Annotated in this window: 14 protein-coding genes; 5 read left to right on the forward strand and 9 right to left on the reverse strand. The window is 61.6% G+C overall.

Translation table 11 applies throughout. From position 1 onward, the window contains the following. Positions 1–273: 273 nt before the first annotated feature. Positions 274–465 (reverse strand): hypothetical protein, encoded by a 192-nt coding sequence (locus GSQ93_RS20345; protein ID WP_158937435.1) that lies wholly within the window; start codon positions 463–465, stop codon positions 274–276. 324 nt (positions 466–789) lie between these two features. On the opposite strand from GSQ93_RS20345, the gene GSQ93_RS20350 reads away from it, so the two are divergent. Together GSQ93_RS20350 and GSQ93_RS20355 are read left to right on the forward strand one after the other, a co-directional pair. Continuing rightward, a complete protein-coding gene (locus tag GSQ93_RS20350) occupies positions 790–1,998 on the forward strand; it encodes a hypothetical protein (protein ID WP_158937436.1) in 1,209 nt (402 codons plus the stop codon). 184 nt (positions 1,999–2,182) lie between these two features. Then, a complete protein-coding gene (locus GSQ93_RS20355) occupies positions 2,183–6,220 on the forward strand; it encodes a BREX system ATP-binding domain-containing protein (RefSeq protein ID WP_158937437.1) in 4,038 nt (1,345 codons plus the stop codon). A 23-nt stretch (positions 6,221–6,243) separates the two neighbouring features. Here GSQ93_RS20355 and GSQ93_RS20360 read toward each other — a convergent pair whose 3' ends face one another. The 8 genes from GSQ93_RS20360 to GSQ93_RS20400 all read right to left on the reverse strand — a co-directional run bounded on the left by GSQ93_RS20360 (position 6,244) and on the right by GSQ93_RS20400 (position 20,647). Next, a complete protein-coding gene (locus GSQ93_RS20360) occupies positions 6,244–9,438 on the reverse strand; it encodes an NAD(P)-binding protein (RefSeq protein ID WP_158937438.1) in 3,195 nt (1,064 codons plus the stop codon). A 616-nt stretch (positions 9,439–10,054) separates the two neighbouring features. Further along, complete coding sequence (locus tag GSQ93_RS20370; RefSeq protein WP_158937440.1) at positions 10,055–10,780, reverse strand: OmpW family protein; 726 nt, start codon at positions 10,778–10,780, stop codon at positions 10,055–10,057. Positions 10,781–11,376: 596 nt separating this feature from the next. Continuing rightward, on the reverse strand, positions 11,377–11,535 hold the full coding sequence (locus tag GSQ93_RS20375; RefSeq protein WP_158937441.1) for a hypothetical protein: 159 nt from the start codon (positions 11,533–11,535) through the stop codon (positions 11,377–11,379). Between the two features lie 223 nt (positions 11,536–11,758). Then, positions 11,759–12,106, reverse strand: coding sequence for a hypothetical protein (locus tag GSQ93_RS20380; protein WP_158937442.1), 348 nt, complete (start codon positions 12,104–12,106; stop codon positions 11,759–11,761). Positions 12,107–12,127: 21 nt separating this feature from the next. Then, complete coding sequence (locus GSQ93_RS20385) at positions 12,128–16,459, reverse strand: RHS repeat-associated core domain-containing protein (protein WP_158937443.1); 4,332 nt, start codon at positions 16,457–16,459, stop codon at positions 12,128–12,130. Beyond that, entirely contained in the window at positions 16,456–17,796 is a 1,341-nt protein-coding gene (locus GSQ93_RS20390) for a hypothetical protein (RefSeq protein WP_216857643.1), read from the reverse strand. The genes GSQ93_RS20385 and GSQ93_RS20390 overlap by 4 nt, the downstream gene beginning before the upstream one ends. Positions 17,797–17,814: 18 nt before the next feature. Further along, a complete protein-coding gene (locus tag GSQ93_RS20395) occupies positions 17,815–20,091 on the reverse strand; it encodes a type VI secretion system Vgr family protein (protein WP_158937444.1) in 2,277 nt (758 codons plus the stop codon). 79 nt (positions 20,092–20,170) lie between these two features. Further along, complete coding sequence (locus GSQ93_RS20400; RefSeq protein WP_158937445.1) at positions 20,171–20,647, reverse strand: type VI secretion system tube protein TssD; 477 nt, start codon at positions 20,645–20,647, stop codon at positions 20,171–20,173. 235 nt (positions 20,648–20,882) lie between these two features. On the opposite strand from GSQ93_RS20400, the gene tssE reads away from it, so the two are divergent. Genes tssE through tssG form a run of 3 tightly spaced genes read left to right on the forward strand, consistent with a single transcriptional unit; the run spans position 20,883 to position 24,416 of the window. Beyond that, positions 20,883–21,389 carry a type VI secretion system baseplate subunit TssE gene (gene tssE, locus GSQ93_RS20405; RefSeq protein ID WP_158937446.1) on the forward strand — a complete coding sequence of 169 codons (507 nt, stop codon included), beginning with the start codon at positions 20,883–20,885 and terminating at the stop codon, positions 21,387–21,389. A 4-nt stretch (positions 21,390–21,393) separates the two neighbouring features. Then, positions 21,394–23,286 carry a type VI secretion system baseplate subunit TssF gene (gene tssF / locus GSQ93_RS20410; protein ID WP_158937447.1) on the forward strand — a complete coding sequence of 631 codons (1,893 nt, stop codon included), beginning with the start codon at positions 21,394–21,396 and terminating at the stop codon, positions 23,284–23,286. After that, positions 23,262–24,416: a type VI secretion system baseplate subunit TssG gene (gene tssG, locus GSQ93_RS20415; RefSeq protein WP_158937448.1), complete on the forward strand. Its 1,155-nt coding sequence runs from the start codon at positions 23,262–23,264 to the stop codon at positions 24,414–24,416. The genes tssF and tssG overlap by 25 nt, the downstream gene beginning before the upstream one ends. Positions 24,417–24,454 lie beyond the last annotated feature (38 nt).

A 24,454-nucleotide genomic window follows, 5' to 3' on the forward strand; every position in this document is an offset into this window, starting at 1 on the left:
TCCATTCCATAGAACGAACGGATATCGATGAATTTATATGGATCCGCATCAGCAAGCAAAACAAATGGCGGACAAAGCGTCGACTTTGGCTGAACAAAACGATGTCAATCGACAATAAATTGCGCCCGCAGGCAATGGGCGCGATTGTCGCAACGAAGCTTCTTTAGCTGGAATACTTTGGATATCGAATGACATTGATGGCGCTTCAGGATTTCACCGCCTCGCGGCAACCCGTCTTTCAATTGGTAGAAACGCGATGCCGAACTCGTCCCGTCAATCTAATATGCTGATTGAAATCTGTTGACGGGCACGGGGCTGGGCGAATGGATGCGGGCGACGAACGTTTCCGGCGCGGACCTGCAAGCGGCGGCGCAACATTGCGCGCGCGACAATTTCCTCCAACTTCCTGACCCGATGAATCCCGAGCCTCAGGCATGGTGGATCGATGCGCAGCAGCGTGCTCACGTCAACCTCCTCGCGGTTTGACGATCTTCGAGCAGTGCAATAACCAGCTGGGCTGACGCATGCCATTATGCATACAGCACAATCAACGAATAAGGTGCGACAACGCACAGAGATCAGGCGAATACGATGAGATCGTCGGGAAAATGCAAACGTTTGCGAATATAGCCTTAGCAACTGGGGATAAGGAATACTCCCCGCCTGAAATCCTCACTACTCGTTTCTTCCGATATTGAAGAACACTGGCTCGCTAATCCCTCGACATGGGATGTTTGATGGAGCGATCCACAGCCTTTTTCCTTAACCGCATTCAGTAAAGGGCGAACGATGACTCCGTTGATTATTGCTGAAAATTCATTCTTGAACTGGACGAAATATGCCGACGAAATCGGCTTCGTTCCCGATCCGATGATTCTTCGCGCGGGCGAGATCTTCTTGAATGGCAGAAGCGGATCGTTAAAGCTAGGACGAACCGATAGTGAAGTATGGAGTTCTCTTGCCGCCAACATGGGCGGGATAGTCGATTTCTTTGACATGATCGTCACGCGCGACACAATCCCGCTGATCGGGTATTACGCGACGTTCATGAAACAGACCGTGGAACTTCCGCTTGACTCGATCTTAGGCGAGCAGACACGAGTCATTGATATTAGTCTCGACGTATACGAATCAATAAAAAAAGGTGCTCTCGTTAGTCTGTCGGAAGTCGATTTCAGCCAGCTAACTGATCTAAGCAATGCGCTCGTGGAGCAGGAGATTCTTCGCTATGACTGGAAACCCGATATCTTCGAATCGGCAGATGGTCCGCTAGCCGCTAAATTACACGAAAAATTAAGCGTTTTGGAACAGGCGCCCCTTGAAGTCGCGCAATTTTTGCTCAGCGGTTTTATCTTCAGCGGCTTCGCGCAAGCGAGCAGTACGACACATTATATTCAACCCAAACGTGCTCGCCTATTCCTTGGCCTGACCGCAACCCCCGATCTGGCGAAGCGTTGCACGGCGGATGAGGAAACTACCATATTCGATGCTACAGAAGCACGATTACAAGGGCGCGAAGTCGCAATGAAACGATCATACCCAATACCGCCGGTATTGCCGTTTCTGCTGAGCGGTGACCAAGCACCCGGAAATGTTCAGGAGCTTCTCGAGCACGCCAAAAATTTTCGTGAATCCGCGCCGGGACGGGCTTATCGGGAACTCGCGGCGACGCTGCGTGCCGACGGCGTGAATGCACGTCGCGCCGAGGACTTGATCAGCGAGGAGGGAAGGCGCGCTATGGACATGCTTGCGCCTTATAGCCGGCTAAAACCGTCTGAATCGGGCAGTCTCGAGATAAAGTTTCCGGGTGCATTAATGGGCGTGCCGGGTGTGGACATATCGGCAACCGTCCGCCCGCCAGTATGGTTGAGGGTTTGGTGGAATGACAACATCCCATTTCAAAGTGTCCTTCGCAAGACACTTCGGCGGATGTGGATGGACGCCGCGAGCTACGATGCGTTAGACAAAAAACTACGCAGTTTGTGGGCGGCCTCATGAGGGATAGGTCGACCTCGATTCGTCGAGGTGAAAACTTCGCCTCGAGAATACTGGAGCGAACCATCCTCTTTTGCTCAGTGATGCTTAATGGCAACATCCCCGCTGCGCGGCGCAAGTTTCGCGCCGAAATGTGTTTGAAGGAATTAAAGTGCGTGGAGTGGGTATCGCCTGCGGGAGAACCGAGGTGGACAACGCAAATGCATTCATGCCGGAAGCGCTTTCGCGTTATTTGCCGCGACATGTCCTGAACGCCGGCCCATGCGAGGCCCCCGGTGCGCGGCATTTCGAAGGTGTCGCAATGATGGTGGACATCGCGGGCTTCACGGAACTCACAGAAACGTTCGCCCGCCAGGGCGTGGCGGGAGCCGAGCGCTTGTCCGTGATCCTCGACCGTTACTTCGGAAGAATGACGGCAATCGCGATCGAGCACGGAGGTGATGTGCTCGATTTTGTCGGAGACGCGATTCGCGTGATCTGGGAATACGATGCTTCATCGCCCGAGACGGCAATGCTTGCCGTGCAGTGCGGCCTGAAACTCCAGAGTTCCCTGCCCGGGATCATTACGGAAACGGGCGTAGCAATGCGTCAACGCATCTCCCTCGCCGAAGGCACACTCACGCATCTGAGCGTGGGCGGTATTGGCGGGAAATGGTACTGCCTCACCGCGGGCGGCCCGGCGGCCGAAGCAGCGTCGGCCAATCACGAAGGCGGGGCCGATGAGGTCGTGGTATGTCCGTCTCTATGGGAAAAGGTCCGCGGGCAACTCGAGGCGCGACGGGTGCTCGGCAGCGGCGTCGCAATCTCCATAGGATTAAACCCCGCATTGACGCCCGTCGTGCCAACGCAGGCCCTCGGACCGCCGTCCAGCGCGCTCGAAAGCTTTCTCGGGCGACACTTCCTCGAACGCGTGCGCATGGGCGGTGGCCGCTGGTTCGCGGAGTTCAGAAACATCAGCACGCTATTCATCGGCCTGTCGCGCATCGATTGCTCCCGCGACGATGCGCTGCCGCAATTGCAAGCCGCCGTGGAATGCGCGCAGAGCATGCATGCCCGCTTTGGCGGCGCACTCACCGAGCTTTCCTCGGACGACAAGGGCCTCACGCTGCTGTCGGTCTTCGGGCTGCCGTTCATGGCGCACGAAGACGACGCCGTACGCGCGGTGGCGGCCGGCCGGGCGCTCTTTGACGCCCTTCACGAACGCCAGCTTGCGGTCAGTATCGGCATCACGACGGGACTCGCGCTTTATTCCGATCGCGGCGGCAACGAGCGTCGTCATGCGGGATTGACAGGCGGCGTGATCAACCGGGCGGCGAGACTGATGATGGCCGCGCGCGGCGACATACTGTGCGATAAACGCACCCGCGACGCCGCTGCCCACGAGTTTCTGTTCGATGCCTGCGGTCCGGTCCCCGCCAAAGGCATCAACGAAGTCGTCGCGGTGTGGCGGCCGCGGACCGATCCGCAGGGCGAGGGACATTTCTTCACAGGCGTGTCGGTCGGCCGCGAGCCGGAGTTCGACCAATTGTCGGACGCGCTCGATCAGGTGGTCGCCGGAACCGGCGACGCGTTCTTGATATGCGGAGAGGCAGGACTCGGCAAAACGCGCCTGATCGCGGATGTCGCCGCCCATGCGCGCGAGCGCGGCGTCGTGGTAGTCTGGGGCGCGGGGTTCGCGCTGGAATCGATGTCGGTCTATCACGTCTGGCGGCCCATCCTCGCGCAGTTGCTGTGCGGCACCAGCAAGTTCAATGCGTCCATCGCACGCCGTGTCGCCACGAGTCTTGTACCGCACGACGAATGCCTCGTATCGTGGCTCGCGCTTCTCAACGATATCCTGCCTTTCGCATTCGAAGATACCGAACTCACGCGCGAGATGGCAGGCCATGCGCGCGCCGAGGGTGTACGAAAGCTCGTCACGACGATCATTTCGCGCTCATCGCTCGATACTCCGCTCCTCTTGATCGCCGATGATCTGCACTGGTTCGACGGCGCATCGGCCGCGCTGCTGCTGGAGCTGGCGATCATGCGGCCGCCGGGACTTTTGTTATTAAGCGCTACGCGGCCGCTCGACGGTTCGAGCGCGCCGGAGGCGCATCAGGTCCTGCGCGAGTCGCGCTGCCGCGTTCATCTGCCGGGTCTGACGTCCGACGCGCTGGGCGTGCTGATCGCACATCGCCTGGGAGCGAAAGAAGCGACGGAAGAGCTCGTGGATTTCGTCGCGGAACGCACCGAAGGCAATCCGCTCTATGCCGAAGAGGTGGTCTCGGCGCTGCACGCCTCCGGCTATCTCGACGTGACCGATGGCATTGGCGCATTCGTCGCGGATACCGCCAGCGAAGCCAAAGTCACCTTGCCCGAGGGATTGCGCGGCATCATTGTGAGCCGCGTGGATACGCTCGGCGGCGCCGAACAGCTACTGCTGAAGATCGCCGCGGTGGTGGGCCCCGAGTTCTCTCTCAAGATGCTCCGGGATCTTTTTCCCGTCGATCAGGGCACGGCGGATCTCGTCGCATTGGCCCATGAACTCGAGCGCGAGGACGTGGTTTATCCCGCCGCCGATGATCGTGACCCCGACCCTAGCCCCGGCCATGATCCTGACCATGATCGTTACCGCTTCAAGCACGTGCTGCTGCAGGACGCGGTGTACGAACTGCTGCCCTGCTCATTGCGTCAGGAGCTTCACCGCGATATCGCCAACTGGATCGAAGCCCACGAATCGCAGGATCTCGAACCGCATTTCGCCGCGCTCGCATCCCATTGGGAGCGTGCGCTGAACATTCCCGCCGCCGTCGCCTACCTGGAGAGATCCGCCGAGCACTCGCTGAAGCGTTACGCGACCTGCGACGCCATCCGGCAGGCGGACCGCGCGCTCAAGCTCGCGAGGGAGTCGGGACTTGCGCCCGATCCGCAGCGCGAAATGCGCTTTGAGACGATCCTCGGCGAAGCCTATAGCGAGTCGTTCCAATATGGCGCGGCCAAGCATCATTTCAATCGCGCGCTGGTGTGCGCAGGCCGCCCGGTGCCCCGTAGCGCCGCCGTGATGACGCTCGACGTGGCCTGGCAACTGGCGCAGCAACTGAGCACGCGCGCCGGGCTCGCGCGCGGCCGGAGCGCTGATCCGCTGCTGCCGCGCATCTCGCAGATTCACGAAAAACTCAGCGAGATCGCGTATTTCAACAGCGGCACGCTGTCGCTTCTGCATGCGACGCTGACCTCACTCAATCTTGCCGAACGCTCCGGCAGCGTTCGCGAGGCCGTGAAGGGTCTGGCTGCAATGGCCATCGGCTTCGCGGGGTCAAGGCAACGCTGGCTTTCGCAGGTCTACAACCGGCGCTCACTGGCGCTGGCAACGGAACAGGGCGGCATCGACGATATCGCCTATGCCAATGTCGTCGGCGGCGTCTACTGGGCCGCCGACGGCCACTGGGAACACGCGATCGAGTGCCTGACTTATTCGGCATCGCTGTATGCGCGGCTCGGCGCGACAGAACGCTGTCAACAGTCAATCGGCGGGCTGTGCGCGATTGCACTGGCGCGCGGACAACTCGACGAAGCGAGGGCTTTGCTGGAGCAGCTCGGTCCTGCCCGGCATCACATGCCGGCGCAAATCGCCGCTTACGTGCATGGCTTTGATACCTGCCTCGCGCTGATGCAGGGAGAGCGCTTGCAAGAGCGCGTGAGCTGCCTGCACAAGGTCATCGGCGCGCGCGAACTTCCCCAGTTCGACCGGATCTTTTGCCAGGGTCTGGCCGCCGCGTCCCATTGGCGGCTGGGCGAGCGTTCGCGGGCGGTGCAATGGGCCCTCTCAGGTCTCCACGACCTGTCGGCAGGCGTGCCGGTGGCGTGGTACATCACCGAAGGGATCGCGGGAATCGCGCAGACGCTGATCGATGCGTCCGCCTGCGGATTGACAAGCTGGCGCGACGCCCGGCGTGCGTGCCGCATTCTCGCCCGATACGCGCGCGCAACCCGGCCGGCCGGCCCGCGCGCCGCTTTGCTTGCGGGCCGCATCGCGGCGGCGCGCCATGACAGGCCGCGCGCGCTCACGTGCTGGCGCCGGGGGCTCGTGCTCGCGCGCGCACTCGGCGCCGGTTACGACGAGGCGCTGCTGCTCTATGAACTGGGTAACCAGAGTCCGCAGGGCAGTTCCGAACGAACGGAGTTCCTGGAGCAGGCACGCATGCAGCACGAACGCATCGGCGCGCCGTTCGTGCACACGTGAGCGACGCGCGTCAGCGATGCGCGTCAGCAGCGGTCCGTCTCGCCCCGGATGTAGGATGGATGCCCGCAAATGGCGCGGGAAGCCTGCATGCCGCCCATCACGGCGCCTTCAACGCAGCCCGCGTTCAAACCCGTCTTAAGCCAGTCGCCCGCAAAATAGAGGTTGTTGAAGCCGGATTGGTCACTCGTTATCCGGTACCTGGTGCTATCCACGACGGACTGCACGTACAAGTCGGATGGATTCACATTGGCGCGCCAATACTGCGCGTCGAAACGATCCTCTCCGGTTTGCTTGCCAAGCGTGATCAGCCAGTCCCACTTGAAGATGCCGCCGACGACCGCCGACGGCCACAGGTTGGACGCCTGCTTTTTCAACTGGTCCAATGCGTTGGACTTCACCTGCTGAGTCCACTTCACGGGGAAGCCCGTTTCCGTGGCAGGGGGAAAGTCCGGCACGCGGATCGGACTGCAGAAATAAGCGACGCTTTGCGGCGAACGCCCCGCCGGCCAGGTTTCCCGCGACAGCAGTTGATTCATCGGCGTCAAGGTGTCGAAGGGCTCGCTGAACGAACTCAGGATCGGATCTTCTCCTTCCGAGCCGAAATGCTTCCAGCCCAGGTTTTTCAGTTCCTCGCTGAGCCACATCTGATACGCCTGCGTCGCCGTAGTCTTGATGTTCTGACATGCGGCGTTGAGAGCCGGACTGTAATCGATGATTTTCGGGCAGACATACTTCAAGGACCCGACCGGCAAGCCGAAGACGATCTTGTCGAAATCCACGCCACGCTTAAGCCGTTTGACCGGCAGCGGTTTCTGAAATTGAGCGCTATGAATTTGCGCCCAGTCGTTCCAGTGCGACTCGAGGTCCACGTCGTTATTCTTTAGCAATTCGGCTTGCTGCGCGTCGATCTGATCGTAGTTCGGACGGCTCGGCCAGCAGTCCAGACCGGCCACTGCGACCAACGGATCGTATTCGCTCAGGCCCGCCTTGAGCGCGACCTGTTGCGTGATGACGATTTCACTCACGCTGTTGCCGGCCGCCTCGGGAATCAGATCCTCCACCTTGTGGAAGAACTCGAATTTCACGCCGCGCTGCTTCAGTACCTGATAAAGAGGCGTGAACACGGTGTCACCCATGCCGGCTTGCATTTTCCAGATAAAGCCGCCGTGATAGTCGATGTTGAGCCGCAATATACCTCGCAGCATGGTTCCCGCCTCGATGTTCGGCGCGGCCGTGTCGCCGTCGACGTATGCGAATGCGAATGCGAGATCGTAGAGCGCGCGCACGAGCGCGGAATTGACGGAGTAGTTTGCGTTCGCGCCATGCTTGAGCAGCCAGGCGCGAAACTCGATGTCGTTCACGACATCGAAATTCCTGTGCATGATGCCGTCGGCATGCATGCCGATAAGCGCCGTGATGGCGAGATCGATGCAAATGAAGAGATGTCGCGTCGGGTCGTCCTGGTCGAGAAACTGGTGGACGGAATCGAAAACGGAAGCGCGCAGCACCTGCAACCCGCCAATCTCGGAATCCCTGCTCTTGTGTGCAAGGAGGTGGAACGAATCTTTCAGGCGCCGTGCGGAATCCCGGATGTCATGCGCAATGTTTTCGACATGCTTAATGTCTTCCTTGAGGTTCTTGCGTATGACCTCGATCAGGTGCTGGTCGAGACGTGCAATCCATTGATGGATCCACGCCGTCAGCGTCGCCGTCATGCCAAGAACGGTGAGTTCGCCGTTGTGTGCTCCCGGCGTGCCCGGCTTGATCGGCATCTGCATGGGCCAGAACTTGTAGCTGCCTTTGATGAACTCCGTGAGCACGATGAAATTGTGCGGCTTGAACGCGTCTTGCCAGGTCGCGAGCGGCGCGCCGGGCGCGCGGTCCAGCGCGTCATAGGCCTTTCGCATCAGATCGAAAGCGTTGTTATAGAAGCCGAACCACATGTGCAGGCCATGTTCCTCGATCCGCTGTCCCATGTCTGCATTTCGTCCGCTCGCGCATTTGCCGCCGAGGCGCCAACCCATTTGATAAACCGTGATGTCGTAGCGGGTGCGCCAGTCAGGCTCATCAGTGAGATAAAACGCGGCGGTCATCGCGGCCGGCCCGCCACCGAGGATCACGATTTTTTCGCGCCCGTCCGGCCGGTCCGCGGGCACACGTTCATCGGCCTGGACGGCGGCGAAAAACTGCGGCGCACGGGCAGCGGTCAGGGGCGCTGCTTCATCGGCTGGAGCGGCCGCGATCGTCTCGCGCCCGGACTCCGCACTTTCGGCCAGCTCTTCCCCCGCGTTGACCGTGAAGTCCATGCTGATATGGAACGGTAAAAGCACGCGCTGTGGTCCAAGCTGGAACCCGAGCGTTTGATCCAACCGGTAGCTGTCGAATTGGTGGAGCGTGCACTCGTAGGTATAGCCGAGCAATCTGCCGTGGTGCACCTTGTCGATGATCGCGGGTGCACTCACCACGGCCTGATACACAGCCTTCATGCCGCTCGTGTCCGGAAACTGTTTGAGAAAGAGCTGGTCGACGTGCGGTTCGAGCAACATCGACACCATATCCTTGATACCCGCGATGTCGAGTGAAAGTAAATCCGGCTCCGATCGCAGGAGCTTCAGACCCTCGAGGACGATCTTCCTAAACCCCGACACCGGCACATGATCATGCGTCTTGTCGGTCGCCACGATTTCCAGCAGAGGATGGATCCCCAACTGCGATTCGGGACTGAACGGCTCCCAACCTTCACATGCAATCTTGAACGTGTCCGGATCGTCATCCGCGCCGGGCATCTCGAGTTTGCAGATGCTTTTCGGATAACCAAATACTTCACGGCCGATGGAGACGGCTGTGGTCACATCGACCCAGGTGTACGACGGATGAAGAAAGATGCGCTGCAATCGGGCCTCGCCGTCACGCTCATCCATTTGCCCGACCATAATCCAGGGAATGATGTCGCACTCCTTGCCCCAGCCTCGCTCGTTATCCTCTTCATAGCCCGATTGTGCGTGGTTCACCTGCGTGAACGTCAGCATGACGTACGGTGACAACACGTGGAATATTGCCTTGTTTCCGGCCACTGCATTGAGTGTCTTATCGACGGTCGCCTGAAGTTTTTCTTTATCTCCCTTGATAAGGAAGCCATACATTTCAGATTCGCTGAGATGCATGGGCGTGCGCTGCAGCGGTGAGCCGTTGGTGTAGATGTAGTCCGGGCGTTCCATTCTTTCCTCCTTTAGGGCCCGGGCACGCACGTTTGCCGATGCGTCGCGCGGATGTCGACAACAGATCGCTTGATCGGTACACATTGCGAGATTCGATCCGGGCCGCGCCACTGCTTACGCGCCGGCGCGTCAACAGTGGCGCGCTTCATCAGCCCTTATCACTACACGAACGGCCGGTTACGAATGACGATGGATGTCGCGGCATTCACGGCCCATTACGGGTCATACCTTATCTTCTGACGATTCGGATTGCCAAGTGACGACTGGAAGCGAGCCACGTTGTGATACAGGTCAAAGACGTGAACCCGGGTGCAAATTTGAAAGAATGGTTAAGTTCGAAGTATGGCGCTGAAAATCAGTTATACAAGAAGTTTTCGCGCTCGTTCGCTCAGTCCGGCTCACGCGGCGCACTGGCTACAGATCGCGCTTCGCGAGGTGGATCATGCCGGCGTATGCAGAGGCAGGGGAATGCCAAGCCTCGGCTAACGATGAATTGATCGACAGGCATGCTCGCCGAATCGACGGACTCGAATTCGCTTGCATTTACGTGCGATGCGAGGCTGGTGCCGGACATTCGATCAACTTCAAGTCTACGTTCGCGGTGCGTGTGTTCCCGTCAAAACCGGTATCCCACGCGCAGGTACGTCACGACAGGATCGAGCGAAACCTTGGTCTCAGCGCGCCGCGTGAGCGTGCCCACTGGCGTCTGTGCCTGGGTGGTGAAGGTGCTCGTAGTGTTGATCGGAACGTACAGCACAGAAAAGCCCGCGAACCAGTGTTCCGTGAATGCGTAGGTAAAGCCGACGTTGAAAACCGGCGCCCACTGCGCAGTCGACTCGACCGTGGTCGGTCCGCCGAGGGCTTCGGTTTCGAATGCCGTGTTAGTGCTTCTCGCGTCGCTGAACCACGTGCGCGTCACGCCGATGCCGACGTAGGGCCTGAATTTCGCTTGTGCGTCGCGCAAGAAGTACTGGAACAACAGAACCGGGCCCCATTCCCTGACCGTGCCGAGCTTGCCGAACGGCGCGAGCGCTCCTGTTCCGCTGACGTCGTACTTTGGCGGCACGCCGAACTGGAATTCGGCGGCGATGTGATCAGTGAAGAAATAGCCGCCCGTCATGCCGAAGGTGTCGGCGTTCGACACAGCCACACCCGTATTGGGAACGATGACGTTGACAGGCGATCCGCCCACGGATGTGAACCTGAAATTGTTGCTGCTGTCCTGCGGCGCGACGTGATACCAGCCCGCGCTGAAAAAGATGGTGCCTGCGCTCTGGGCATGAGCCATGGTGGACAGCGCCGCGGCAACGGCGCACGAACCCGTCATTCGGATCAGATTCATTTTGCGCTCCTTCTTTGAGAGTCGCCCTGCCCTGTTTGCTGCGATGGATCTGGTTACCGCCGGTATGTCGATGCTTTACGAGCGACTGGAAGTCAGCCACGATTCGAGCGCAGCCTTGGCAATCGAAAATGATTGAGCTGCTCGTTGCGTTCTTGCGTCCTCGCAGGAAGCGCGAGCGCTTGCGCGACCATGGCCGGTGACGGCGTAGGCCAGGATTGGATCCAGTTGTTCATGCTTTGTGCATCGGGTTCGATGCGACTCTCTCCGTGCGAGGTTGACCGCCATATGTATTCGTGGCAGGCCGCCGAATTTGCTCGCACGTTCGCATATCAATTCGGTTTCTTAATCGCTAAGGTTCGAAGTGGAAGGCGCTCGCCACCTTGTACAACATATCGATGGAATTTTTACCGGCGCGGCCAACGTTCACGAGCATCTTTAGGCTGCTCTTAACCTAGATGTTGAAAAAGTGAAAGTCAAGAATTGGCCCGCACCATGATGAGTGCGTGCATCCATAGCGATGAATTTCGGTCGGCTCAACTCCGAACCTGGAAAGAAACGAGCTTTGTTATCTACGCGCATAAGCTCACACGGAAAACTTAATCCGGCGGCTCGCCGCGCGCACCGACGCGACGAACGGCGGCGCGTATCGCGTCGCTGTGCAACACCCGGCCGACGCCGTGAATTGCCACGACGATCTTGTCCGTGGTCGGGCGGGTGGTGGCGCTGGCCGTAGACAAGGCAGATTGAAGCGGCATGCGTTGTTCGCTTATTTTTCTGTGCAGCCCGATGCGGTACGAAGGCGGCCGGAACTATCCGCCATTGCGCCGGCGTTATCCGCCATCGGGCCCTGCACTCAACCTGCATTGACGCGTGAAGCGTCTGCGGCGCCTTTTTCCGGCGATCGACGATTCTCGGCTTGAGGCGTTGTGACCTCCAAAACAACCTGAAACGATCGGTATTGACTTCACATCGCTGAATTTAATCTAGCCTTCGAAACAAATGTATCAAACATTCTACAAATTTTTGTTCATCGAACGCTACCCCGTCTAGATCAATGTCGATTTGATATTCTTGCGTTCCTTGAATCAACGTCTCGGGAGGCGTTACCTCGAGAACAAGCAATTTCTTTGAATATTTAAATTTAATGGATTCGAACTCAGCTCCGTTGGCCTGATCGGATACCTCACAATAAATTCCTCCATCGTCATCTTCTCGCGTAATGTCAATATATTGACCAATTGGACCCCATTTTATATAAAGCGAAGAAAGAGCTTCGTCATCGTTGAGACTTATATCAATCGACTGAGCGATCGCCTTGATTGTCATTCGAATTCTCCAAGATTTTCGTTACTTGCTACCCTTCCAACCCTTTCCACCCTTCTTCATGGTTTGTAGCTCACAACGGGTAAATTTAATTGTCTCACCATTGTTGTGAACAGTAAGCTCATCAAGATCAAGTGCACGAGCCATGGTCTTGATATCCCCTTTGCAACGAGAACAGGCCACTTTTCCGTCTATAGTCAATTCGGCTGATCCACCTCGTAAGCCGGCGTCATGCGCCTGTAGCATCGCTTCAATTTCGGCGTGCATGTCTCCACGCGAAACATTGGGACCTCGTAATCCCGGTAAAGTCGGCCCGTCGCTGCGTGATTCACGGTCAAGTGGGTTCGTACCGCTAAACACTTGTCCGGCCATCCGGAATGTGGCATCTACTACCGCTAAACCCCACGGATCTGCCCAACCTAAAACGTTAGGTCCAAACCCGTATGGATGGATGCCACCTTTAAACCTGATGGGATCTTGAGAGATAAAGCTATCGGTGTCCGGATCAAAATACCTATATCGGTTATAGCTTAACCCCGACTCCCCATCAAAATACTGTCCCTGCAACCGGATCGGTTGTTCGATCCTCTGCGTCCCAACGGAATCAATTCCGCCAATAACGCCGTACCGTCCTTCCCAAACAACACTCCCATCATCCGATCGCATCCGAACCGGTGCACCATTGGGATCGTTCTGATAGTAGAACGTCGAGCTGTCGCCAAAGCCCCTGAACACTTGCATCGCGAGCGGCTCAAAAGTCCTCAACCGATACGCAAAAAATCGAGCGCACACTTGCGCCTTCCCTCCACCTGTCACATCCCCGCCAAGCGCATCCCCATCCCACACGAACCACGTCCGCTCTGGCTGACCCTGCTTCCCCTTGCAAACCCGCCGGCTCAACGCGTCATAAAGATACTCCCACCGCTCGCCCTTCTCGTTGACCAACCGCCGCAGCCGCCCGAAAGCATCCCACTGCAACGCCTGCTCCGCGCCGTCCGGCGTCTTCCTCGCGACCGTCTGCCCGGCGCGATCCATCTCCAGCGCGGTCCCATCGTGATGCCGCAACACCCGTCCATCACCATCCTCCCGCACCACCGCAAACCGATCCCCCGCCCGGTCAAACACAAATCGCCGCACGTTCCCCGCCGGGTCCATATGCGCGACGACCTGCCCGAGCGGGTCATACCGATACGCATCCGCGCCCATCCGGCTATCGCGTCGCTGAGTGAGATTTCCTGCTGCGTCATACCGATACTCGGTGCTATCGTCAGCGCATCCTCTACGCTCGGTCGCATGGCGCGCGAGACGCCCCGCCGTGTCGTAGCCGAATCGATACGTCAACCGCTCATTGACGCGCTGCGCGCTCAACCGCCCGACCGAATCGAACGCAAAGCGTAGCGGCTCGCTCTCGCCTATCTGCTGACTCGTGAGCGAGCCGCGCACGTCATAACCGAAGCGCTGCGTCTGCGAGAAAGCATCCTCATCTGCGCCCGCGTGACGCCAAGATTGCGTCTGAGACGCAAGCCGCCCCGCCGCGTCGTAGGTGTAATCGAGCGTACCCTCGCCGCCCTGCTGGCGTTGCGCTTCGCGCACGAGCCGCCCATCCGCGTCGTAGTCACGCTGCACGAGGCTAAACGGGTTGCGTGCTTCGACCAGTTGACCGCGCTGGTTGTACGCATAGCTCTCCTGCTCGCCATCCCCCGCGCGACGCGCCACAATGCGCCCCAGCGGATCACACTTCATCGCCAGCGCCTGCCCCAACGGATCGACCGCGCGCGTCAGATGCCCGGCGATGTCGTACTCATAGCGCCGCGCCTGTCCCCAGTAATCGACCTCCTCTGTCAATCGTCCGCCCGCATCGCGCACAAGCCGCCACAGCTCGCCGCGTTGATTCACGACGCCCGTCAGCTGCTCTTCCGTGTCGTATCGATACCCCACGCGAGTTCCATCAGGATCGATGCGCGTGCTGACGTTCCCCTGCCCGAAGTACTCGAAGCGTGTCTCGCGGCCCAGCTCGTCGACATAACGCGTGAGATCATCTTCCGCGTCGTAGTCGCAGCGGATGCTGCGCTCGCCCGGCAACACGCACGACATCAACCTGTTCTTCGCATCGTGATGAAACAGACTCACGTCGCCGTTCGCATCGACCTGTCGGATCAGATTCCCGCGCGCATCGTGAGCAAAACGCGTCGAATGACCAAGCGGATCGATGAGCCGCGCGACGAATCCATACGCGTCGAAATCAAGCCGCGTCTCCTGTCCCGCCGCATCGATCACACAGACAAGCTGCCCGCGCGAGTCATAGCGAAAGCGCGTGCGCAGGCCAAGCGGTGTCGTCTGCGCGAGCAGGTTGCCGCGTGCATCCCACTCCTGCCGCCACTTGCCATCTTCCGGATCGACAATGCAAACCGGCTTTAAATCCTCGTCGTAGCGCGTGGCGATCACGCTCTTGTCCGGTCGCGTCAGTTCAAGCAGATTGCCGAACGCGTCGTAATCCCATGCCGTCTTGTTGCCCGCTGGATCGATCTCCGCCGACGTCCGGCATTGTTCGTCATACTGATAACTGTAGACATCACCAAGCGGACCGATGCGCGCCACTGGCAATCCCCGGTCGTCATACTGCAAGACCGTGGTGTGGCCGAGTGAATTTGTGAGCCGCGTCTCCAGCCGCTCGAGGTCGTACACGAAGCGATAATCGAACAGACCGTGATCGCCCCACGCGTGATCCACGCGCCAGAGGCCATCCTCGTGAAGCTGATGACTGTAATGAAACGAGAGCCCGTTACGGTCCGTATGGCGAACCATGTTGCCGCGCGCCGCATACTCGAAGCAATACGGCTTATCGAGTGCATCGAAGACCGCGACCAGATTGCGTGCCGCATCCAGCTCATAACGCACGAGCGGATGACTCAGGCCTTCGGCATCGGCCAGCGTGAAACGGCCGGCATCGACCAGGAGCTTGCGTCCGGTCGGCGCGTCGCCTGACCATTCCGTGACGCTGCGGATGGCTCCGTCAGGCGCGCGCTCGAACTGCCATGCATTGCCGTTCAGATCGCTGAAGCGCGACAGGCGCAGAACCAGGCGCGCATGCGGCGCGAGAAACTCGACCTCTTCCTTCCAGGTGCGCGGCAACGGATAACGGTACTCGTGGCTCTCCCGCGTGCGCAGCACGAGGTCATCCCCGTCGCGATACAACGCGTGCCCGTTCTGCCAGTCGTAGACGCGCGAATCCCATCCCGCTTGCACAGGCAACTCCGCGAACGCGGTCAGGTGGTCGCAAAAGGCCGCGTAAGCGACGACATCACCTTCACACAGCGCGAGTTCGAGCCGCGTGTCGGCGGGCGTCTGCCAGCCATGCCCCGCGATACCGCAAAACGAGTCGTGGCTCGCGTAATAGCGGTTCCACTCGAGCGGCAACCGTCCGGCCACCGTGAAATCGTTCTGCTGCACGACCACTTCACCCGTGACAGAATTCACCGGCTCGGCATCGAAAATCACGCACTTGATGAAGCCCGATGGCCAGTTCTTGAAGAGATCCTTGGCGAGTTGGGAGCCGCGAAACGCATCGAACAATCCCTTGAGGACCGCGGCCATGTTGAACATCGGCGGGCCGCCGACGAGCACCGGTCGCCCCGCCGGAATCGGCAACATCACCGAGGTCGGCAGCGAGAAATAACTCCGCTGCATGTGCGAGCCCTTCTTGTCGGTCGGCTTCAGGCCGACCGCCGAGCACGAGAGCGCGGGCAGCGCCGCGAACGACATCGGATCGTTATTGGCCAGCACCGTCTTGCTGCCCATGAACGCTTCCGAATCGTGCGACGGAATCTTGATGTCGGGGCCGCCAAAGCTTGCGCCTATCGGAAAATGCAGGCCCGGCATGTGATACGTATGCGTGCCGATGGTCGTGCGCATCAAGCCGTTCACGAGAATCGGCCGACCGCCCCCGCCTGATCCCGCGCCCGCGCCGAGTGCGTTCTTGATGGCGTCGAGTTTCTCTTTCGCGGCATCCGCGGCGGCCTTCGCCTTCAGCGCAGCGGCAACGAAGCGGTTCTTCTTCGCCCGCTCCACAGCGCTGCCCACCGCGGCCATCGCTCCGTTCGCCGCGTCCATCGCCTGCCGCGCAAGCGGGCTGTTCTCGAGCACGGCTTGCATCGCGGCTTCTATCGCTGCTTCCTTGAGCGCGGCCTCGATCGCGCCTATCGCGGCCTTGGCCGCGTTGGAGTATTCGTCGAGGTCGAGAATGAAACCCACATGCGGATGGGGAATCGGCACCGGCACGGGCGACGGCGGCACGATCACCATATGGATGTCGATGCCCGCCACCGGGTCGAAATGTTTCGCGGCGGGGACGCTCATTGCGCTTGCACCTGAACGTTGGTCCGGGCGGCGCTACGTGGTTCGCCAAGGCCCGGGCCCAAGCTCTCGCGCCAGCGCGGACCGAACAGCGTAACGAGCCGCACGTGAAGCGCATCGCGCCGCTCATGCAGCGGGCCGATGCGCTCGAGCATCCATTGCGCCACGACCGGCACATTGCTCTGCGCGCGCATCGGGGCATCCATGCGCCCGGCCGCCGCCAGCGCCCTGAAACCCGACTCGAGCGCCGCATCGCGCCAGTGCGCCCGGTCCAGGCACCACGCATGCATGCGCCACGCTTCAACCGTGAGAATGGCGTCCTCTGCCGCCTCGCAATGCGCCGCCGCGCGCTCATAGCACGGCACTGCCTTGAGCGGTTCATTGCGCGTAAGGTGAACGCTCGCCTCGCCGAAAAGCGCATTGGCCGCGAGTTTGTTGCCAGCCGGATGACCCGCTTCGATCGCCTTCGCGCCGCTCGCGAACGCACCGCGATACGCGTCCAGCGCCTGCCCGTGATCGCGCCACTTGAGAAACGCCGCGCCAGCGAGAAGGTCAACGACGACGCATTGATCGAACCACTTCGCCTCTTGCGCAACCGCGAGCGCCGCAGCGCGCAGACGCTTGAGGCGCGCGGGATCGTCGTGTTCGAGCGTCTCGGCCAACTCGACGAACAACCGCCTGAACTGCCCGCCCGGACCGCGCTCGCCGGACTGCGCCACGAGTTCCCGCGGCACCGCTTGCATGTGGTACTTGCCATGCACGACCTGCACCGCCTCCGCCCACTGCCGCACGAAATCCGCGCACGGTGTTTCGTCGAGAATATGCGTGGCATAACGCAGCCGCAAAGCGAACGAGTCGTGGTCCCGGTCTTGCGTGAGCAGCGTGGAGAGCCAGGCGGAAAACGCCTTGTCGTCCCGCGCTTCGCCCGGTACGAACACCAGCACCATCACGAAGAAAAGATCCGCGTGATGGTCCATGAGACTCTCGACCACACGCAGCAGATAGCGCACGCCGGTTTCGCGCTGACGCACGGGCGGCCGCCAGTCCGCGACAATGCCGTTCTTCTCGCTACCGGCGCGCCGCTCCTCGTAGAACGAAATGATGTCGGCGGCGAGCGCATCGGCGTAGCGCGCGGGTTGCTCGAACGGTGTGCGCAGGCACAGCACCGCGCTCGACATCTGCTCGCCCGCGCCGAAGTAGGTCTTGACGAGCTCCCGATCAGGCTCGCTCGTTTGCCACAGCAAAAGCCGCGCATCGCGGTTGTGCATGAAGCTGAGCCAGTCGGCGTGCGCGTCGAGGAGGCGGCGTTCGACCGCATTCGTGGGCGTGAAGGGCGGCATGACCAGGCTCCTCGCGGCTCACGGATTGAGCATGAGCACGGTGCCTTCCACCGTGTTCTTCACGGTGGCCGAGCAACTTACCGTCATGCCTTTGATGGTGTGCGACTTCGCCCCTTTCGACGTGATGTTCTCGCCGTTGATCGTGATGTTCCCTTCGTTGTCCATCTCGATCGTCGACTTCCCGCACACGAGCTTCAACGACGTGCCCGCCGTCACCGTGATCTTCTGCGCGACGCCGATGTTCTGGTCTCCCGACACGTGCAGCGCCTGCGCGCCGCCAACCGTCACGCTATGCGCGCCGTTGATCATTTCGCTCTGGTCGCCCTTGACCACCGCGTTGTGCGCCCCGTCCACGTTCAGGTCGTAGTCGGCGCCCACCTTGAGCTTCTTGCCCTCCGTGACCGTCTCTTCTTTCGACTTCGATACCGTCTCGCGCTTGAAGCCGGTCACCGTGACACTGCGGTCACCGGTAACGGCGACGATGTCGTTGCCCTTGATCGACTCATGATGGTTTCCGCCGACGCTCGCGGTCTCGTCGTTCGTGATCGACTTGATGCGGTTCGCCTGGAACGTGAGCGTCTCGTCGCCGGTCACGGTTTCGGTGCGCGTGCCCTTGATGGTCGTCAGCTCGTTTCGATCCACGCTCGCCGTGCGGTCGTGCTCCACGTGCACGGTTTCGTCGTGGCCGATCGTCTTGCTCCGGTCGTAGCCCACCGAATGCGTTTCACTTGCCTCCACTTCGAGGCTGTGATCGCGCTCTGCGTGAATCAGGAGTTGCTCGTGGCCCTTCTTGTCCTCGAAGCGCAACTCGTTGCAATGGGCGCCGGTGCCGCCCGTGGTCGACCGGCTCTTCACGCCCCACTGCGTCATGTTCGCGGGCAGGTCGTACGGCGGCATCTGATCGGCGTTGTACAGCCGCCCGACGATAATCGGCCGGTCAGGATCGCCTTCCAGGAAATCGACGATCACCTCCTGGCCGATGCGCGGAATGGCAACCATGCCCCAGTTCTTGCCGGCCCACGGATGGCTCACCCGAATCCAGCACGAGCTGTTTTCATCGGACTTGCCAACGCGGTCCCAGAAGAACTGCACCTTCACGCGGCCATGATTGTCGGTGTAGATCTCGTCGATCTTGCGCCCGACCACGACGGCGGTCTGCGGGCCCCGCACCGTCGGCCGCTTCGTGATGCGGGCGGGTGCGAACGGCCGTTTCGCGTCGATGGCGCTGAAGCGGCAGGCGAAGCGCGTCGCGTGCCCTTCGCCGAGACTCTCGTAATCGGCGTAATCGATCTCGAACTCGGCGCGCGTGACGAGGTACTGGATGTTCTGTTCTTTACGCGGATGATCTTCAAGCGTGAAGAGCGCGCCGACCTGCAAGCCGCGCGCATTGGTGAGCGCTTCCACGCGATGCCAGTCCGGCCCGCTGTCGTCGTAGTCGCTGGCTTCGTCGCCGCGCGTGCGCACGCGGCTATCGCCGTAGTCGGGCGCGACATAGCCGCCCGGATAGTCGAACTGCTCGAGATCGCTGAAGTCGTCGAAGCCCGGCATGTCCTTGACGGACTGCTTGAGCAGCGGCCGCGTGGGATTCTCGAAGTCGTAATCGGTGAGTACGAAATTGCGCGTCTCAATCGCGTAATGCGTTTCCCATTGCGTCACGAACTCCATCAAAGGCACGCCTGCCTCCGAGCTGCGGAACGGCAGTTGTTCGTAGCCCGGCGTGCATTCGTGCACCGCGGCGCCATCGCCGAAAACGAGCGTTTCGTTGCCGTCGCGCTCCTGGAACCAGTAGCAGATGCCTTCGTCCTCCAGCAGGCGGCTGATGAAGGCAAAATCGGACTCGCGGTACTGCACGCAGTATTCGCGCGCCGGGTGATGGCGTGCATCGGCCTGCCAGCGGATCTCGCCCTGCTCGAGGCTTTGGTACATCGGATCCGCGAGCACCGCCTTGACGATATCGGGCACCGCCATGTTCTGGAAGATGCGGCAGTTGGTGCGCCGGGTCAGCAGCCACAGCCACGGGCGGATGCACGCGCGGTAAGCGTGCATCCGCCCGCGCATGCCGCATTGCCGGAAGGTGACGACATAACCCGGCATCGCCCGCTCGCCGCCGTCGGGCAGCGCGATGCGCACCGTCACACGCTGGCCGAGCACCTTGCATAGCTCGATGTCGCCGCGCGCGGACAGCAGGATCACGTCGTAGCGCGTCAGACGCCCCAGTTCGACCGTGCCGCGCAAGGTATGAAACAGCAGGTCCTGGCCGAGCGGCGTATCGATGCTCATCGCAGCAGAAGTCATGCATGCACCCCCGAGGGCTATCGTGAAGCAGACGTGAAAGCAGACGTGAAACCAGTCGTGAACGAGGCGTGCGCCCGCTTCAGCGGAGTTCGTGCGTCTTGGTGTTCCAGCCCGCCTTGACCGAACCCTTCATGCTGCCGTCATCGCCTTGCTGCTTGTATTCGTGCTCGATGTCTTCATAAGCGAGGTGCACGGTGCTCACGGTCGCGTCGGTCTGGCAGTCGTGCGAGATGTGCGTGACGAATGCGTTCTTGAGCGTGACGGTCAGGTACTCCTTCTGGCCGTCACCCGATTTCGATACGACGAGCTTCACGGTCGGCAAATGCTTGCCCGCGGCGCAATGGCGCTGGAGCACGGGCGACGCCTTGTCGTAGTGGTGCGTGAACTCGAGGTGGTGCGGCTCGGCCTTGCCGCTGCCGAGACCGCCTCCGTGATCCGCGCTGTGCTTGTTGGTTACGCCACATTTCCAGCTCAGCAACTGGATGGTCTTCTCGGCGCCCTTTTTGACGCTTTCGCCTTCGATGCCGTCGATCTTGAGATAGATATCGTTTGCCATTGAGGACTCCGCTTGAAAGTCAGGGGGAACTGCATCGGCAAGACGGGCGTGGACCGGTTCTTTTGAAAAGCAGCCGGCTCCGCGACTTGTAATGGTTGCCGCGGCGCGCGCGTTGCTGAGTTTCAAAGCGCGGGCACATGGATCGTCCTGTGGCAGACGGCGCATTCGCACGGCGCCGTATGCGCTGTACGCGCCGTACCCGCCTTCCCCCTGCACAAGACACGAGACACGCGACATGATCGAGACGACCCGCGGCATGCGCCTCCAGCCATCACTGCTCGATCGCCTGACCGACGAGCATCCGCAGCGCAAGAGCGAGCCGCTGGACGCGCGCCTCATGTCTGGCGAAGGGCTGCGGACGTCGGTGCTGCGCGAGCTGCGCTGGCTCTTCAACGCGGCGGGGCAGCCGCGCGATATCGACGCCAGTCTTCATCCGTACGCGAGCGACTCCGTGCTGAACTACGGCTTGCCGAACTTCGTCGGCGGCTTTGCGGTGAGCGTCGATGTGCCGCGCCTGCACACAGCGATCCGCGAGGCCATCGTGCGCTTCGAGCCGCGCATCCTGCCGTCGTCAATCGAGATCGAGCGGGCGGGCGGCGACCAGGCGGACGAATCCCTCAAACAGATCGCGCTCGTGATTCGCGCGCTGTTGTGGTTTCGCCCCGCGCCGCTCGCGATCGTTCTGCGCACGCAGATCGATCTGGAAGACGGCGCTGTGACCGTGAACGAAGCGGGAGCGTGACGCCATGGATCCGCGCCTGCTGCGCCACTACGAAACGGAATTGCGCTATCTGCGCGAGATGGGCGCCGAGTTCGCCCGCGACTTCCCGAAGATCGCCGGCCGCCTCGGCTTGCAGCACGACGGCAGCACCGAAGTCGCCGACCCTTATGTCGAGCGCTTGCTGGAAGGCAGCGCGTTTCTCGCCGCGCGCGTGCAACTCAGGCTCGAAGAGGAATTCCCGCGCTTCACGCAACGCATGATGCAAACGCTGATGCCCCAGGCGCTCGCGCCCACGCCGTCGATGCTCGTCGCGCAACTGCAGCCCGACTTCAGCAACCCGAATCTGGCGCGCGGCTTCACGCTGCCGCGCGGCGCGATGCTCGCCTCGAAGGAGGCGCTCAACACCCGCACCGCCTGCCTGTTCCGGACCGGCTGCGCGTTGTCGCTCTGGCCGCTCGAGGTCACGGAAGCGGCGTGGCTGCCACGCGCGAGCGATCTGCCGCTGGCCGGCGCACAGGCGCTCGCGCCCTTCGTGAACCGCGTGCGCGGCGTGCTGCGGCTGCGGCTCTGCGTGCCTGAAGGAATGAGCGTCGACATGCTCGCTCTCGATGCACTCACGCTCTTTTTCAGCGGCGACGAAACGGTGGCGTGGCGGCTGCACGAAGCCGTGTCGTCGCATGCGCTCGCGCTCACCGTGAGCGCGCCGGCGCGCCCGCTGCAGCGGCTCTTTCCGCTGGCGGCGAGCGCCGTGTCCCATCCTGGTTTCGACGATGACGAAGCGCTGCTGCCCGTCACCGCGCAAGGCTTGCGCGGCTACCGGCATCTGCGCGAATACTTCGCCTTCGCGCCGCGTTTCCGCTTCCTTCGCATCGCGGGACTTGCGCAGGCGCTGCCGTATATCGAAGGGCGTGAGTTCGAGATCAACGTGCTCATTGACCGGGCCGATGCCGCCCTCGAACATACGGTTTCCCGTGAGCACGTGCTGCTGCATTGCGTACCCGCCGTCAACCTGTTCCCGAAGCAGGCCGACCGCGCGCTCGTGACCGATCAGAGCACCAATTTTCACGTGGTGCCCGACCGCTCGCGCCCGCTCGATTTCGAGGTGCATTCGGTCTGCGGGGTGCGCGGCTACGGCGGCGTGACGGGCGAGCAGGTCTTCCAGCCGTTTTACGCCGCGTTCCACGACGCGCGCACCGACCATGCCGCCTATTTCACGAGCGAACGCGCACCGCGCGGCGCGGCCACGGTGCGTCGCGCGGGTGGCATCGATACGGGTTACGTCGGCAGCGAAATGTTCGTGTCGGTCGTCGACGCGCGGCAGGCGCCGTGGCCGCGCACGCTGCGCCAGCTCGCCTTCGAAACGCTTTGCACTAACCGGGACCTGCCGCTGGCCCTGCCGCTTGGCGGCGCCAAGGGCGATTTCACGCTCGATTGCGCCGCGCCGGTGTGCGCCATTCGCCGCGTGTGCGGGCCGTCCCGCCCGATTCCCGCGATCCTCGACGCGCAGGACGGCTGGCGGCTCGTCGATCATCTTTCGCTTAACTACCTGTCCCTGCTCGATGCGAACGCCGAGGAAGGCGCCGCTGCCCTGCGCGCGCTTCTGATGCTGCACGTGGCGCCCGGCGACGCGCAAGCCGCCGCCCAGGCCGCCGGTGTGCGCTCGGTGCGCGCGGTGCCGGTGGTGCGCCGTCTCGCGATACCCGGACCGATCACCTTCGGGCGCGGCCTCGCCGTCGAGCTGGTCTTCGACGAAACCGCTTTCGCCGGCGCGGGCGCGCACCTGCTCGCGCGCGTGCTCGATACATTCTTCGCGCGTTACGTATCGATCAATTCCTTTGTTCAAACCACCGTGCGCAGCGTGGACGGGCGCACGATTCACTCAGGATCCCCGCGATGCGGCGGCCGACCGACGATCTGAGCGTCCCGCACGAGGACACTCGTGCGCGCGAACTCGCGGACTATCTGCGCGAGGTCGCGCTCGCGCCGCATCGGCATCACTTTTTCCAGGTCTTGCGGCGCGTCGAGGCGTTGACGCCGGGCTTGCCGCGCCTCGGGTGCGCGCCGCGTCCGGCGCAGGAGCCGCTGCGCATTGCGCAGACGCCGTCACTCGCGTTCGCACCTGCGCCGATCGCGTCGCTCGAGTGCGCCTTCGATCCGGATGAAAATCCAGATGCCGATGCCGACACTCGCGCCCGCCCCGCGCGGCTGTCGCAATACTTCTTCGGCCTGCTCGGGCCAAACGGGCCGCTGCCGCTGCATCTCACCGAATACGCGCGCGACCGTCTGTTGCATGAGCACGACGAGACCCTTGCGCGCTTTCTCGATCTGCTCACGCATCGTTACGCATTGCTTTTCTATCGCGCGTTCGCGCAGGCGCAGCCGGCCGCCAGTCTCGACCGCGCCGGGGACGACCGCTTCGGCCGGTTCATTGGCGCGCTGTTTGGAATCGGCCACGCAAGCTGCCAGCATCGCGACGCCGCGCACGATCACCTCAAGCTGCGCCATGCGATGCACTTCGCCAAGGAGACGCGCCCGCCCGAGGGACTGCTCTCGATACTTGCCGACGGCCTGCGGGTGCCGCTGCGCCTGGAACCATTCGTCTGCGAGCGCCTTGCCGTGGCGGCCGACGAGCGGCTCACGCTCGGCGCGAGCCGGCGGCTTGGCGAAAGCACCGTGCTGGGCGCGCATGTGCTGACGCGCCAGTTCAGGTTCCGCTTGATCGCCGGGGCGCTCACGCTCGCCGAATTCGTCTCGCTCCTGCCGGGCGGCGAGCGCCTGCCGGTGCTCACGGCGCTGGTGCGCCAATACCTGAATCGCGAACTCGCGTGGGACGTGCATCTCGTGCTTCAACGCGACGAAGTGCCGGAACTCCGGCTCGGCCGCGGCGCGCGCCTCGGCTGGACCACTTTCTTTGCAGGCCGCCCGGGCGACACGCAAGCCGCAAGCGGCCCGCTCATTGACGCGGAAATGCGCGTGCCGCTGCCCGGCCCCGCGCACCCGCCGCCACAACCTCGTTCCAATCCGCGCCCGGGCAATTCGTCTAGGTAGGTCTCGGCAAGTCTTGGCAAGAACCGATCGAAAGGGAG

Origin of the sequence: Burkholderia sp. S171, from assembly GCF_009766085.1 — a bacterium.
GTDB lineage: Bacteria > Pseudomonadota > Gammaproteobacteria > Burkholderiales > Burkholderiaceae > Caballeronia.